This is a genomic window from Streptomyces sp. LaBMicrA B280 (assembly GCF_049222185.1).
GTDB classification, from domain to species: Bacteria; Actinomycetota; Actinomycetes; order Streptomycetales; family Streptomycetaceae; genus Streptomyces; species Streptomyces murinus.
In genome coordinates this window covers 70,008-83,983 of record NZ_JBMJCT010000033.1, presented here as the reverse complement: position 1 = coordinate 83,983, position 13,976 = coordinate 70,008, and the positions used below count along the sequence as shown (strand labels likewise).

The following is a 13,976-nucleotide window of genomic DNA, read 5'->3' as shown; positions in this document are numbered from 1 at the left end:
CAGGTGCGGTGGCCCTCCGCGTTTTCATGGGGAGGTACGGCAGGATGTGGCTCATGCCCAGTGCAGAGATGACACCCCCGGGCGTGTACGAGCCCGAGCCGGAGCGGTCCGCCCCACCGGAGCCGGTGCGCCCGACCAGGGAGGACGAGGTCGCGGCGGCCGGCAGTGAGCTGGTCGGCGGCCCCATCGGGCGGTACGCCCTGCTCGGAACCTCCTGGTGGACGCCCGTGCGGATCGTCGCGCTCGTGGCGATCGGCATGTTCGCCCTGGGCCTGGTCCAGAAGGCGCCGTGCTACCACGGCGCCTGGTTCTTCGGCGCCAGCTCCCAGTACACGAAGGCCTGCTACTCGGACATCCCGCACCTCTACCAGGGCCGCGGATTCGCCGATCACCTCGTGCCCTACTTCGACAGGCTCCCGGACGATCTGTCCGGCGGGATGGGCTATCTCGAGTACCCGGTGCTGACCGGAGTGTTCATGCAGGCGGCCTCCTGGCTGACCCCGCACAGCGGCGGCATCCAGCACCAGGAGCAGTGGTACTGGTTCGTCAACGCCGCGATGCTGATGGTCTGCACGGCCGTACTCGCCGTCTGTGTGGCCCGCACCCACCGCCGGCGCCCCTGGGACGGCCTGCTGGTCGCCCTGGCGCCCGCGGCGGCGCTGACCGCCACCATCAACTGGGATCTGCTGGCGGTGGCGCTGACGGCCGCCGCGATGCTGATGTGGGCCCGCAGCCGCCCGGTCGCCTTCGGCATCCTCCTGGGGCTCGCCACGGCCGCCAAGCTCTACCCCGTACTCCTGCTCGGCCCCCTGCTCGTGCTGTGCTGGCGGGCGGGCAGATGGCGGGAGTTCGGGCAGGCGGTGGCGGGAACGGCGGTCGCCTGGCTGGTGGTGAACCTGCCGGTGATGCTGTTCGCCTTCCCGGGCTGGTCGAAGTTCTACTCGTTCAGCCATGACCGGGGCGTCGACTTCGGCTCGTTCTGGCTGATCTGGTCCCAGAACTCGAACCACCCGCCCAGCACCGACTTCGTGAACACCGCCGCCACGGTGCTGATGGTGCTGTGCTCCATCGGCATCGCCGTGCTCACGTTCACCGCCCCGCGCCGGCCGCGCTTCGCCCAGCTGGCCTTCCTGATCGTGGCGGTCTTCATCCTCACCAACAAGGTCTACTCGCCGCAGTACGTGCTCTGGCTGGTGCCGCTGGCGGCCCTCGCCCGGCCCAAGTGGCGGGACTTCCTGATCTGGCAGGCGTGCGAGGTGGCGTACTTCCTCGGCATCTGGATGTACCTCGCCTACACGACCAGCGGAGACGCCCACAAGGGCCTGCCGACGCACGGCTACCAGTGGGCGATCGCCCTGCACCTGCTGGGCACGCTGTACCTGTGCGCCGTCGTCGTGCGCGACATCCTGCTGCCGGAGCGGGACGTGGTGCGCCGGTCCGGGGACGACGATCCCTCGGGCGGGGTGCTCGACGGGGCGGAGGACGTCTTCGCGTTCGCCGCGGTGGGCCGCCCGCCCCGGCACGCGGCCCCGTACGAGGCGCCGCAGGTGGAGTGGGGCAGGCCGGAAGCGGCGCCTCCCCCGGGCCGTTCGCTGTGAGCGAACGGCCCGGCCGGACGGCCCGCGCCGCTTCGGCCTGAGGGAAGGACGAGGACACGAAGAAGGCCGTACACGGAGTTCCGTGTACGGCCTTCCCGTTGTCCGGTACCGGCGGGCTCGGCCGGTCTCAGCAGTCCACGATGCGGTCGAACTGCGTGGTGGTGTGCCGCAGATGGGCCACCAGCTCGTCGCCGACCTTGGGCTCCGCGGCGTCCGAGGGCACGAACAGGATCGACACCTGCATGTGCGGCGGTTCGGCGAACCAGCGCTGCTTGCCGTCCCAGACGAACGGGGAGAGGTTCCGGTTGACCGTGGCGAGACCGGCGCGGGCGACGCCCTTGGCGCGGGGCATGACGCCGTGCAGGGCCTTCGGCGCCTCCAGACCCACCCCGTGCGACGTACCGCCCGCCACGACCACCAGGAAGCCGTCGGAGGCCGCCTTCTGCTGCCGGTAGCCGAACCGGTCGCCCTTGGTCACCCGGGTGACGTCCAGGACGGCACCGCGGTACTGGGTCGCCTCGTGGTCCCCCAGCCACAGCCGGGTGCCGATGCGGGCACGGAACCGGGTCTGCGGGAACTGCTGCTGGAGCCGGACCAGTTCGTCGGCCTTGAGGTGGCTGACGAACATCGTGTGCAGCGGCAGCCGGGCCGCGCGCAGCCGGTCCATCCAGCCGATGACCTCCTCGACGGCGTCCGAGCCGTCGGTGCGGTCCAGCGGCAGATGGATGGCGAAGCCCTCCAGGCGGACGTTCTCTATGGCCTGGTGCAGCTGCGGCAGGTCCTGCTCACTGATGCCGTGCCGCTTCATCGAGGACATCACCTCGATGACGACACGCGCGCCCACCAGGCCGTACACGCCGTCGATCGAGGAGACCGAGCGGACCACCCGGTCGGGCAGCGGCACCGGCTCCTCGCCGCGCCGGTAGGGCGTCAGCACCAGCAGGTCGCCGCCGAAGTAGTCCTTGATGCGCGCGGCCTCGTACGTGGTGCCGACGGCGAGCAGGTCCGAGCCGAGCCGGGTGGCCTCCTCCGACAGCCGTTCGTGTCCAAAGCCGTAGCCGTTGCCCTTGCAGACCGGGACCAGCCCCGGGAACTGCTCCTGCACGTGCTTGTGGTGCGCCCGCCAGCGCGCGGTGTCGACGTAGAGCGTGAGCGCCATGGCCGGACCCGGACCCTTTCTCGTGGCTGAGGTGTATCGGGGGTGAGAGTGCTGTGAACCCTATGGAATCAAACGCCGGCTGCTCAGCGGCGCGACATGTAGATGTCGAGCGCCTTGTGGAGCAGCTTGTTCAGCGGGAAGTCCCATTCGCCGAGGTACTCGGCGGCCTGTCCGCCCGTGCCGACCTTGAACTGGATCAGGCCGAACAGGTGGTCCGACTCGTCCAGCGAGTCGGAGATGCCGCGCAGGTCGTAGACGGTCGCCCCGAGCGCGTAGGCGTCGCGCAGCATGCGCCACTGCATCGCGTTCGAGGGCCGGACCTCGCGGCCGATGTTGTCGGAGGCGCCGTAGGAGTACCAGACGTGCCCGCCGACGATCAGCATGGTGGCCGCGGACAGGTTCACGCCGTTGTGCCGGGCGAAGTACAGCCGCATGCGGTTGGGGTCCTCGGTGTTGAGGGCCGTCCACATGCGCTGGAAGTACGACAGCGGGCGCGGCCGGAAGTGGTCGCGCACGGCCGTGATCTCGTACAGCCGCTGCCACTCGGCGAGGTCCTGGTAGCCGCCCTGGACGACCTCGACACCGGCCTTCTCGGCCTTCTTGATGTTGCGGCGCCACAGCTGGTTGAAGTTCTTGTGGACCTCTTCCAGGGAACGGTTCGCCAGCGGCACCTGGTAGACGTAGCGCGGCTGGACGTCGCCGAAGCCCGCGCCGCCGTCCTCGCCCTGCTGCCAGCCCATGCGGCGCAGCTTGTCGGCGACCTCGAAGGCACGCGGCTCGATGTAGTCGGCCTCCAGGTCGCGCAGGCGCTTGACGTCCTGGTCCTGGATGCCCTTCTTGATCGTCTCGGCGTTCCAGCGCCGGATGATCACCGGCGGGCCCATCTTCACGGAGAAGGCGCCCTGCTGCTTCAGGTGCGCGAGCATCGGCTGGATCCAGTCGTCCAGGTTCGGCGCGTACCAGTTGATGACCGGGCCCTCGGGCAGATAGGCGAGGTAACGCTTGATCTTGGGCAGCTGCCGGTAGAGGACCAGGCCCACGCCGACCAGCTGACTGCTGCGCTCGTCGAACCAGCCGAGGCTCTCCGAGCGCCACTCCGCCTTCACGTCGGCCCAGGCCGGGACCTGCATGTGGCTCGCCGACGGCAGGCTCTGGATGAATGCCAGATGCTGCTCTCGGCTGATGGTCCTCAGGGTCAGGCTCATGTCGGGGCGCTCCTCGGGCTGGTGTGTCCCCATGGGTTCAGGGGCTCCGGCTCTCGCGCCGAAGCCTACTGCGCCCGGTGAGCACCCCGATGGGGCGGACGGCTCAGAAGGACCCGCCCGCGCGCGACCGCCCCCGCGGAGATCGTCTTCGCGGGGGCCGCCTCGGGAGGGACTGCCTCAGAACAGGCCGCCGAACAGCCCGCCGTGCGACATGCCGATCAGCAGGCCGATCCCGGAGGCGCCGAGGCCGAGGATCAGCCCGAAGCGCTCGCGGGTGGTCACCGAGACCCACTGCCCGTACGCGCCGGTGAGGATGCCGACCAGACCGGCCCAGGACGTGAGCAGGTGCAGGCCGGGGAAGAACGAGGTGATGAAGGACAGCAGGCCCAGGACCAGCGTCACGGCCATCAGGATGTCCGGGAGCGGATGGGACTTGCCGTCGCTGGCGAAGAGGGATCCGGCGGTGTTGGGCTGCAAAGCCTGTGCCATGGGGCACCTCCTGCGGAAGGCGGCGCATGGTAGCGCCGTACACACCCGACGTGTACAGATTGTCGGCCCTCACGGCCGGATTTCAACCGGAAGCGGGTGTGCGGGTAGTCTGTACCGTCTGCACCGGTGTCTGCCCGGATCCGCGGCGGGGAATCCTCGCGGAGCCCTGATCGTCAGTGGAAACCCCTGATTGTCAGTGCCGGCCGATACCGTTGCCAACGCATAAGACCCTCCTGCCACGGAACGACCGTGGCCGCTGAGTCCAAAGGAGGTGGGTTCCACATGCGTCACTACGAGGTGATGGTCATCCTCGACCCCGATCTCGAGGAGCGTGCTGTCTCCCCGCTGATCGAGAACTTCATGTCCGTCGTCCGTGATGGCGGCGGCAAGGTGGAGAAGGTCGACACCTGGGGCCGTCGTCGTCTCGCCTACGAGATCAAGAAGAAGCCCGAGGGCATCTACTCGGTCATCGACCTGCAGGCCGAGCCTGCGGTCGTCAAGGAGCTCGACCGCCAGATGAACCTGAACGAGTCGGTCCTCCGGACCAAGGTCCTCCGTCCCGAGATGCACTGAGCCTCGGCTCAGTTGATCCCGGGATTCGAGTAGCAGCAAGCAGCCAGCAGCAAACCCGCCGAGAGGTTCCCCCATGGCAGGCGAGACCGTCATCACGGTCATCGGCAATCTTGTCGACGACCCCGAGCTGCGCTTCACCCCGTCCGGTGCGGCGGTCGCGAAGTTCCGTATCGCGTCCACCCCCCGCACCTTCGACCGTCAGACCAATGAGTGGAAGGACGGCGAGAGCCTGTTCCTGACCTGCTCGGTCTGGCGCCAGGCGGCGGAGAACGTCGCCGAGTCGCTCCAGCGAGGCATGCGCGTGCTCGTGCAGGGCCGGCTGAAGCAGCGGTCCTACGAGGACCGTGAGGGCGTCAAGCGCACGGTCTACGAGCTGGACGTCGACGAGGTCGGCCCCAGCCTGCGCAACGCCACGGCCAAGGTCACCAAGACCTCCGGTGGTGGCGGTCGCGGTGGCCAGGGCGGTTACGGCGGCGGTCAGCAGGGCGGCGGCCAGGCCGGCGGCGGCTGGGGCGGTGGCTCCGGCGGCGGCCAGCAGGGTGGCGGCGCTCCGGCCGACGACCCGTGGGCGACCGGCGCTCCCGCCGGTGGCAACCAGGGTGGCGGCGGCTGGGGCGGTGGCTCCGGCGGCGGTCAGCAGGGCGGCGGCTACTCGGACGAGCCTCCTTTCTAGGGCTCGTATCCCACACTTCTTGATCACACAGGAGAAACACCATGGCGAAGCCGCCTGTGCGCAAGCCTAAGAAGAAGGTCTGCGCTTTCTGCAAGGACAAGGTCACGTACGTGGACTACAAGGACACGAACATGCTGCGGAAGTTCATTTCCGACCGCGGCAAGATCCGTGCCCGCCGCGTGACCGGCAACTGCACGCAGCACCAGCGTGACGTCGCCACGGCCGTGAAGAACAGCCGTGAGATGGCGCTGCTGCCCTACACGTCCACCGCGCGATAAGGGAAGGGTGACCGACTCATGAAGATCATCCTCACCCACGAGGTCTCCGGCCTCGGTGCCGCTGGCGACGTTGTCGACGTCAAGGACGGCTACGCTCGCAACTACCTGATCCCGCGGAAGTTCGCTATCCGCTGGACCAAGGGTGGCGAGAAGGACGTCGCGCAGATCCGTCGTGCGCGCAAGATCCACGAGATCCAGACCATCGAGCAGGCCAACCAGGTCAAGGCCCAGCTCGAGGGCGTGAAGGTCCGTCTGGCCGTTCGCTCCGGCGACGCCGGTCGTCTCTTCGGTTCCGTCACCCCGGCCGACGTCGCGTCCGCGATCAAGGCTTCCGGTGGCCCCGAGGTCGACAAGCGCCGCATCGAGCTGGGCGCCCCGATCAAGACCCTGGGCTCCCACGAGACGTCCGTGCGTCTGCACCCCGAGGTGGCCGCCAAGGTCGCCATTGAGGTCGTCTCCGCGTGACCCAGCGCTCGGTCTGAGCAGCTGAGAGGAGGGGCCGTACCCATCGCGGGTACGGCCCCTCTTCCGTTGCCGAGATGCCTGTCGCCGACCCGTCCCGGGGGAGTGGCCGCCTCGGCGGATGTTTCACGTGAAACGGTCAGCGGGTCGCGCCCGTCACCAGCCAGCGGCCCGAGCGGCTGCGCCACCACAGGGTGGCCATGCGGACGGTCATCATCAGCGTCATCGCGGCCCAGAGCGCGGTCAGACCGCCGCCGAACGCCGGGACGAGCAGGGCCGCCGGGATGAACACCGCCAGGGTCACCAGCATCGCCCCGGCCAGGTACGGTCCGTCGCCCGCACCCATCAGGACGCCGTCCAGGACGAAGACGATCCCGCAGATGGGCTGTGACAACGCCACCATCAGCAGCGCGGGCAGTGCGGCGTCCTTGACCACCGGGTCGCTGGTGAACAGCGGCAGGAAGAGCGGGCGGGCCGCGACGACCAGCAGTCCGAGTACGACACCGGTGGCGATGCCCCACTGGACCATCCGTCGGCAGGCCGCGCGGGCGCCCTCGGTGTCGGCCGCTCCGAGGTACCGGCCGATGATGGCCTGTCCCGCGATCGCGATGGCGTCGAGCGCGAAGGCCTGTAGGCTCCACAGGGACAGGATGATCTGGTGGGCGGCGATGTCGGCGTCACCGAGGCGGGCCGCGACGGCGGTGGCGATCATGAGGATCGCGCGCAGCGACAGGGTGCGGACCAGCAACGGGACACCGGCCTGTGCCGAGGCCCGGATCCCGGCCGCGTCCGGGCGCAGGGACGCTCCGTGCCGACGGGCGCCGCGTACGACCACGGTCAGATAGACGGTCGCCATGGCGCACTGCGCGATGACCGTGCCCCAGGCCGAGCCGGCGATGCCCAGCCCGGCGCCGTAGACCAGGCCCACATTGAGGACGGCGTTGGCGATGAATCCGCCGACGGCGACATAGAGCGGCGTCCTGGTGTCCTGGAGACCGCGGAGCACTCCGGTGGCGGCGAGCACCATGAGCATGGCCGGGATGCCCAGGGAGGAAACGCGGAGATAGGTGGTGGCGTAGGGCGCCGCCGTGGCGGAGGCGCCGAAGAGGTCCACGATGCCGGGTGCCAGGGGGAGGACGACGGCGATGACCGCGATCCCGAGCAGCAGCGCCAGCCAGATGCCGTCCATGCCCTGGCGGATGGCGCCCGGACGATCACCCGCGCCCACCCGGCGGGCCACGGCGGCCGTGGTGGCGTAGGCGAGGAAGACGAACACGCTCACGGCGGTGGTCAGAAGGGCGGAGGCGACGCCGAGACCGGCGAGCTGGGCGGTGCCGAGGTGGCCGACAATGGCACTGTCCGCCATGACGAAGAGCGGCTCGGCGACGAGCGCGCCGAAGGCCGGGACGGCCAGCGCGACGATCTCTCGGTCGTGCCGTCGGCGGGTGGCCTCGGGGATCTCGGGAGCCTGGGTCATGCGCGCTAATGTAATCGTCCACAGGTAAGAGATGCAATTGCATTGTGACCCTTACTTGTGATCCTGGACGCCCTCCGCTCGCGCACCGTTCGAACCGATCTTGGTCCGACCGGGAAAGTTTTTCTTCTGCACAGCCGGTGGATGTCGAAGCCGCAGGTCAGGGGCGTGAACTGGAGAGGATCGAGGGCTTGTTCACAGGGCTGTCCACCGGCTCGTGCACAGGTTTCGGGGAGTTCTCCACAGCATCGGGGCCGTCGTCCACATGGCCTGTGGATAACCAGATTGGCTGACGGTGCCGACGGGCCTACCGTTGTCCGGCGCCCGCTCCTTCTCCGGGCCCCGGCAGGCGATGCCTCCGAGGCTCGGGAAACGGCACAAAACCGACGCGCCCTGAGCGGAGTTGGGCCTCTCGATTTGTCAGTGTCGTGCCGTACAAAAGAGGACACGGCGAGGTCCGCCGTGTGACGGGAGGAGGTGGCTCGGTGAGCATTTCCGAGCCCTTGGACGATCCGTGGGCCGACAGCGGGCCCAGTGATCGTCTGCCGGCCTCCCGTCGGCGACCCGAGGGCGGCCGGGGGCGTGACGAGCAGCACGACCGGGGCCGGGACAACACCGGCTGGGACGGTGGCGGTTCCTCCTTCGAGCGGGTGCCCCCCCAGGACCTGGACGCCGAGCAGTCGGTGCTCGGCGGCATGCTGCTGTCCAAGGACGCCATCGCCGACGTCGTGGAGATCCTCAAGGGCCACGACTTCTACAAGCCCGCGCACGAGACGATCTACCAGGCGATCCTTGACATCTACGCCAAGGGTGAGCCGGCCGACCCGATCACCATCGCCGCGGAACTCACCAAGCGCGGTGAGATCAACAAGGTCGGCGGCGCCGCGTATCTGCACAGCCTCGTCCAGACCGTGCCGACGGCGGCCAACGCCGAGTACTACGCGGAGATCGTCCACGAGCGCGCCGTACTGCGCCGCCTCGTCGAGGCCGGCACCCGGATCACGCAGATGGGATACGCGGCCGACGGCGACGTGGACGAGATCGTCAACAGCGCCCAGGCCGAGATCTACGCCGTCACCGAGCAGCGCACCAGCGAGGACTATCTGCCCCTGGGCGACATCATGGAGGGCGCGCTCGACGAGATCGAGGCGATCGGCTCGCGCAGCGGCGAGATGACCGGTGTGCCCACCGGGTTCACGGACTTCGACTCGCTCACCAACGGACTGCACCCCGGTCAGATGATCGTCATCGCGGCCCGTCCCGCCATGGGTAAGTCGACGCTGGCGCTGGACTTCGCGCGGGCCGCGTCGATCAAGAACAACCTGCCGAGCGTCATCTTCTCGCTCGAAATGGGCCGCAATGAGATCGCGATGCGTCTGCTGTCCGCCGAGGCCCGCGTCGCCCTGCACCACATGCGCTCCGGCACGATGACCGACGAGGACTGGACCCGGCTCGCCCGCCGGATGCCGGACGTCTCGGCCGCCCCGCTCTACATCGACGACTCCCCGAACCTGTCGATGATGGAGATCCGGGCCAAGTGCCGCCGTCTCAAGCAGCGCAACGACCTGAAACTCGTCGTCATCGACTACCTCCAGCTGATGCAGTCCGGCGGCTCCAAGCGCGCCGAGAGCCGCCAGCAGGAGGTCTCGGACATGTCCCGTAACCTCAAGCTCCTCGCCAAGGAGCTGGAGATCCCGGTCATCGCGCTGTCTCAGCTGAACCGTGGCCCCGAACAGCGCACCGACAAGAAGCCGATGGTCTCTGACCTGCGTGAGTCCGGCTCGATCGAGCAGGACGCCGACATGGTCATCCTGCTGCACCGCGAGGACGCCTACGAGAAGGAGTCCCCCCGGGCCGGCGAGGCCGACCTGATCGTCGCCAAGCACCGTAACGGCCCCACGGCCACCATCACGGTCGCCTTCCAGGGCCACTACTCGCGCTTCGTGGACATGGCGCAGACCTGATCGACGCGAGGGAACCCGCCGGGTTTCAGGCGCCGTCGGGCTGGAAGAACGCGAGCATCTTCCGGGCGGCGCCCGGGGACATCAGCAGGTCCTTCATCTTCGCGGACATCCGGGCGGCGGCGCCGGTGCGTTCGAACATCTCGTGCTCGTATTCCGCGACGGCGGCGGGGAAGTCGTCCGGGCGCGCGGCCAGCGCGAGTCCGAGCAGGGCGCCGTCGAGCAACGCCATGTTGGCGCCCTGGCCCACCGGCGGCATCAGGTGCGCGGCATCGCCGAGCAGGGTGACGCCCGGCGTCGACGGCCAGGTCAGGCCGACCGGGAGGGCGGTGATCGAGCGCGGCACGATCGTGTCGTCGCAGGCCGCGATCAGCGCGGTGAACCGGGGGTGCCAGCCGGAGAGCAGATCGATCAGCCGCGCCCGGGCGGCGGCCGGGTCGTCGAACGGGATCCCGCTGGTGGCGAACCAGTCCTCGGTGGTGTTGTAGAAGCTGATGCCGATGCGCACGCGGCCGTCGCCGTTGCGCTGCGCCGCCAGGGACGTCCCGTCGCCGAGCACCCAGTAGTTGCCGCGCCCGACCATCGCCGCGAGGCCGGGGTGCGTACGGTCGATATCGGGGATGCCGATCTCTACGACGTTCTGGCCGATATGCGCGGGGCGGGCGGCGGTGAGCAGCGCGCGGACCCGGGAGTTCGCGCCGTCCGCGCCGACCAGCAGGTCGTACGACGCGCCGCCGCCGTCGGCGAAGTGCAGTCGGCCGTGGCCGGCGGACGTGCACGCGTGCCCCCAGCGCACCGTGTCTTCGGGGAGGGAGTCCAGCAGCAGGTCGCGCAGGTCGGCGCGGTCGACCTCGGGCCGGTCGAGCGGGGCGTCGTCCGGGGTGTCCTCCTGGAGCAGGAGGGTGCCGTCCGGTTCGAGGAGACGCATGTCCTGGCCCGCGCCACGGGCGATCGCGTGGAACCGGTCGAGTAGACCGGCCTCGCGCAGCGCCCGCTGGCCGGAGTGGATGTCGAGCATGCCGCCCTGACCGCGCGCGCCGCGCGACGACGCACGTTCGTACACGACGGAATCCATGCCGTGGACGTGCAGCACACGAGCGAGAGCCAGGCCGCCGAGGCCGGCTCCGACGATGGCGATGGTCATGGTTGCCTCTCTTGCTTCTCTTCTTCGGTGCTTCTTCGATACGCCGTACGTGTCGATACACTGTATCGATCAATGCGATGTATCGTTGGCGGCATGTTGGTGTGGGAGAGGCCGGAGCCGCCGGATCGGCCGGTTCCGGCCCCGCTGAACCGAGAACGCATCGTGCGAACGGCGATCCGGCTGGCCGACGCGGACGGCCTGGAGGCCGTGTCGCTGCGCAAGGTCGCCACCGCGCTGGGCGTCGGGCCGATGCGGCTGTACGGCTACATCGCGAGCAAGGAGGAGCTGCTCGACCTGATGGTCGACGCGGCCTACGCCGAGATCCGGCCCGCCGGAGACGGCTGGCGGGAGGTGCTGCGCTCGCTTGCCGAAGCCACCCGGCGGGCCGCCCACGAGCACGAATGGCTCGCCGATCTGCTCGGTGGCCGACCGCAGCTCGGGCCGCACGCACTGGCCAACGGCGAGACCGTGGTGGCCCGACTGGACGGCGTCGCCCTGGACGACGTCATGCCGATGGTCGCGGCGGTCAACGCGTATGTGATCGGCGCGGTGCGCCGGGAGATCGCGGAACGGCGTGCCGAGCGGGCCAGTGGGCTGGACGAGAAGCGCTGGCAGGCCGCACTCGGGCCCTATCTGCAGCGGACCTTCGCCACCGGCCGATTCCCCGCGCTGGCCGCGGTGGTGCGCGACGCCGCCCACCGGGACGCCGACCACACCTTCCGGATGGGCCTCGAATTCCTGCTCGACGGCATCGAAGCCCGCGTTTCGCGGTGAGGTGGCGGCGAAGCCCGCATCATCGGTCGGGTGACCCGTCGCATCGTGCTCGTCACCGGGGCGCCCGGAGCCGGCAAGACCACCCTGGCGCTACCGCTGTCGGCAGAACTCCGTTTCCCGTTGCTGTCCAAGGACCACATCAAGGAGACCCTGCACGACGCGCTGGACACGCCGGTGGATCTGGCGTCCTCGCGCCGACTGGGCGCCGCGGCCATGCGGTTGATCTGGGCCCTGGCCGCGCGCTGCCCGGAGGCCGTCCTGGAGGCCAACTTCCTGCCGCGCCACCCCGACACCCGCCCCCACCTGGAGTCCTTGGGCGCGACCGTGGTCGAGGTCCATTGCCGGTGCCCACCGGCTGAGGCCGCCCGCCGCTACGCCGAGCGCGCCCCCGAGGCCCACGCGGTGCACGTCGTCCATGAACTCCGGCCCGAGGTCCTGGCCCAGTACGACCGGCCACTCGGCCACGGCACCGTCATCACGGTGGACACGACCCGCCCCACCGATCCGTCCGATATCGCGCGCCAGGTCCGTGAGGCGTTCGACCGGGAAGCCACATGACCCCGGGATGGAGTCCTTGGGCCTCATGACGACCAACACCCCACTTCTCCGGGGACTTTCCTGTCGGCGCATGCGACACCGGGTAACCGCTCCCGGGCCCCTCCCGGACGCGGACCCTGCGTCGGAAATGGATTCGACGCACGGCGTTCCAGCAGGTGGACTGGGGGAATGACGACTTCACAGGATGCGCTGCTCCCGGGGACCCAGCGCGCGCTGCTGCACAGGATCGCCGTGGCACAGAGCGAGGGGCGGGCGCCGTCGTTGGTCGCCGCCGTGGTGCGCGGCGGGCAGACCGTGTGGCACGGGGCGCGGAGCTCGGTGGACGGGCACGCGCCGGACGAGAACGTGCAGTACCGGATCGGTTCGATCACCAAGACCTTCACGGCCGTACTGGTGATGCGGCTGCGCGACGAGGGCGTGCTCGACCTCGCCGATCCGCTGGACAAGCATCTGCCGGGCACCGGCGTCGGGCAGGCCAGGATCGCCGAACTGCTCGCGCACACCTCCGGGGTGGCGGCCGAGTCACCCGGACCCTGGTGGGAGCGGACGCCCGGCTCCCTGCGGCCCGAACTCTCCGACGTGCTCGGTGAACAGCCCCTGCTGCACCCCGCGGGCCGCCTGCACCACTACTCCAACACCGGCTACACGCTGCTCGGCGCGCTGGTGGAAAAGCTGCGTGGTGCCCCCTGGGAGGAGGTGCTGCGCCGGGAGATCCTCGAACCGCTCGGCCTGCGTCGCACCACTCCCCGGCCGGAAGCCCCGTACGCGGGCGGCTGGGCGGTGCATCCATGGGCCGACGCCCTGCTGCCTGAGCCGATGGAGGACCTCGGCCGGATGGCGTCCGCCGGTCAGCTGTGGTCGACCACGGGGGACCTGGCGAGGTTCGCGGTCTTCCTGGCCCGCGGTGACGAGCGGGTGCTCGGCGCGGAGTCGGTGCGCGAGATGCGGACCCCGGCGGCACCGGCCGAGACCCCCGATGTGGTGGACGGGGTCACCTACGGCCTCGGCATGCAGCTCCACGCCCGTGGCGGACACCTGCTGTTCGGCCACTCCGGCTCGCTGCCCGGCTTCCTGGCGAACCTCACCATCAGCCTGGAGGACGACGTGGCCGCGGTGGTGCTCACCAACTGCACCAGCGGGCCGTCCCTGGGCGCGGTGGGCGACGACCTCGTACGGATCGTCGCCGAGGCGGAGCCCCGCATCCCCGAGCCCTGGCGTCCGCTGCGTGAGGTCGACCCGGCGGTGCTGGAGCTGGCCGGGCAGTGGTACTGGGGGACCGGTGCCTTCGGCTTGCGGGTGACGGCCGACGGCCATATCTCGCTGGACCCGCTGACCGGCGGCGGTCGCGGGTCCCGCTTCCGGCCGAACGGCGACGGCACCTGGACGGGGCTGGAGGACTACTACGCCGGGGAGCTGCTGCGGCCCGTACGGCGGCCGGACGGGTCCCTGAGCCACCTCGACCTCGGCTCGTTCGTGTTCACCCGGCAGCCGTACGATCCCGAGGCCCCGGTGCCGGGCGGCGTGGACCCACAGGGTTGGCGCGGCATCAAGTAGGCGGGAGACAAGAGGGGTCGCATCGTCTGTTTCACGTGAAACATGCGGTGCGACCCCTTTGTCGTGCTCTGCTC

The 13,976-nt window shown here is 69.8% G+C and carries 14 protein-coding genes; 9 read left to right on the top strand and 5 right to left on the bottom strand.

Translation table 11 applies throughout. From position 1 onward, the window contains the following. Positions 1 to 53: 53 nt before the first annotated feature. A complete protein-coding gene (locus ACLF5H_RS25360; RefSeq protein ID WP_421678332.1) occupies positions 54 to 1,598 on the top strand; it encodes a glycosyltransferase family 87 protein in 1,545 nt (514 codons plus the stop codon). A gap of 127 nt (positions 1,599 to 1,725) precedes the next feature. On the opposite strand, the gene ACLF5H_RS25355 is transcribed toward ACLF5H_RS25360, so the two are convergent. The 3 genes from ACLF5H_RS25355 to ACLF5H_RS25345 form a co-directional block, all read right to left on the bottom strand. Further along, positions 1,726 to 2,757, bottom strand: a complete 1,032-nt coding sequence (locus tag ACLF5H_RS25355; protein ID WP_037650433.1) for an alanine racemase — start codon at positions 2,755 to 2,757, stop codon at positions 1,726 to 1,728. An 83-nt stretch (positions 2,758 to 2,840) separates the two neighbouring features. Next, positions 2,841 to 3,962 (bottom strand): lipid II:glycine glycyltransferase FemX, encoded by a 1,122-nt coding sequence (locus tag ACLF5H_RS25350; protein WP_421678331.1) that lies wholly within the window; start codon positions 3,960 to 3,962, stop codon positions 2,841 to 2,843. A gap of 177 nt (positions 3,963 to 4,139) precedes the next feature. Next, a complete protein-coding gene (locus ACLF5H_RS25345; protein ID WP_421678330.1) occupies positions 4,140 to 4,451 on the bottom strand; it encodes a hypothetical protein in 312 nt (103 codons plus the stop codon). Between the two features lie 282 nt (positions 4,452 to 4,733). Here ACLF5H_RS25345 and rpsF point away from each other — a divergent pair, with 282 nt between their 5' ends. The 4 genes from rpsF (at position 4,734) to rplI (ending at position 6,440) form a co-directional block, all read left to right on the top strand. After that, complete coding sequence (gene rpsF, locus ACLF5H_RS25340) at positions 4,734 to 5,024, top strand: 30S ribosomal protein S6 (RefSeq protein WP_037650441.1); 291 nt, start codon at positions 4,734 to 4,736, stop codon at positions 5,022 to 5,024. Between the two features lie 73 nt (positions 5,025 to 5,097). Then, entirely contained in the window at positions 5,098 to 5,697 is a 600-nt protein-coding gene (locus tag ACLF5H_RS25335; RefSeq protein WP_421678329.1) for a single-stranded DNA-binding protein, read from the top strand. 41 nt (positions 5,698 to 5,738) lie between these two features. Beyond that, positions 5,739 to 5,975, top strand: coding sequence for a 30S ribosomal protein S18 (gene rpsR, locus ACLF5H_RS25330; protein WP_003949403.1), 237 nt, complete (start codon positions 5,739 to 5,741; stop codon positions 5,973 to 5,975). 18 nt (positions 5,976 to 5,993) lie between these two features. Next, a complete protein-coding gene (gene rplI, locus ACLF5H_RS25325; RefSeq protein WP_037650447.1) occupies positions 5,994 to 6,440 on the top strand; it encodes a 50S ribosomal protein L9 in 447 nt (148 codons plus the stop codon). A 136-nt stretch (positions 6,441 to 6,576) separates the two neighbouring features. Here rplI and ACLF5H_RS25320 read toward each other — a convergent pair whose 3' ends face one another. Further along, positions 6,577 to 7,914, bottom strand: a complete 1,338-nt coding sequence (locus ACLF5H_RS25320) for an MATE family efflux transporter (RefSeq protein WP_421678328.1) — start codon at positions 7,912 to 7,914, stop codon at positions 6,577 to 6,579. A gap of 482 nt (positions 7,915 to 8,396) precedes the next feature. On the opposite strand from ACLF5H_RS25320, the gene dnaB reads away from it, so the two are divergent. Next, on the top strand, positions 8,397 to 9,875 hold the full coding sequence (dnaB, locus tag ACLF5H_RS25315; RefSeq protein WP_111585712.1) for a replicative DNA helicase: 1,479 nt from the start codon (positions 8,397 to 8,399) through the stop codon (positions 9,873 to 9,875). A gap of 25 nt (positions 9,876 to 9,900) precedes the next feature. Here the strand turns inward: dnaB and ACLF5H_RS25310 are convergent, their stop codons facing one another. Continuing rightward, positions 9,901 to 11,016, bottom strand: coding sequence for an FAD-dependent oxidoreductase (locus tag ACLF5H_RS25310; protein WP_421678327.1), 1,116 nt, complete (start codon positions 11,014 to 11,016; stop codon positions 9,901 to 9,903). Positions 11,017 to 11,109: 93 nt separating this feature from the next. On the opposite strand from ACLF5H_RS25310, the gene ACLF5H_RS25305 reads away from it, so the two are divergent. From ACLF5H_RS25305 to ACLF5H_RS25295, 3 genes are all read left to right on the top strand, one after another. Continuing rightward, positions 11,110 to 11,790, top strand: coding sequence for a TetR/AcrR family transcriptional regulator (locus ACLF5H_RS25305; RefSeq protein WP_421678326.1), 681 nt, complete (start codon positions 11,110 to 11,112; stop codon positions 11,788 to 11,790). Between the two features lie 30 nt (positions 11,791 to 11,820). Continuing rightward, positions 11,821 to 12,348: an AAA family ATPase gene (locus ACLF5H_RS25300; RefSeq protein ID WP_421678325.1), complete on the top strand. Its 528-nt coding sequence runs from the start codon at positions 11,821 to 11,823 to the stop codon at positions 12,346 to 12,348. Between the two features lie 168 nt (positions 12,349 to 12,516). Further along, positions 12,517 to 13,902 carry a serine hydrolase domain-containing protein gene (locus tag ACLF5H_RS25295; RefSeq protein WP_421678324.1) on the top strand — a complete coding sequence of 462 codons (1,386 nt, stop codon included), beginning with the start codon at positions 12,517 to 12,519 and terminating at the stop codon, positions 13,900 to 13,902. The last annotated feature ends 74 nt before the right edge of the window (positions 13,903 to 13,976 follow it).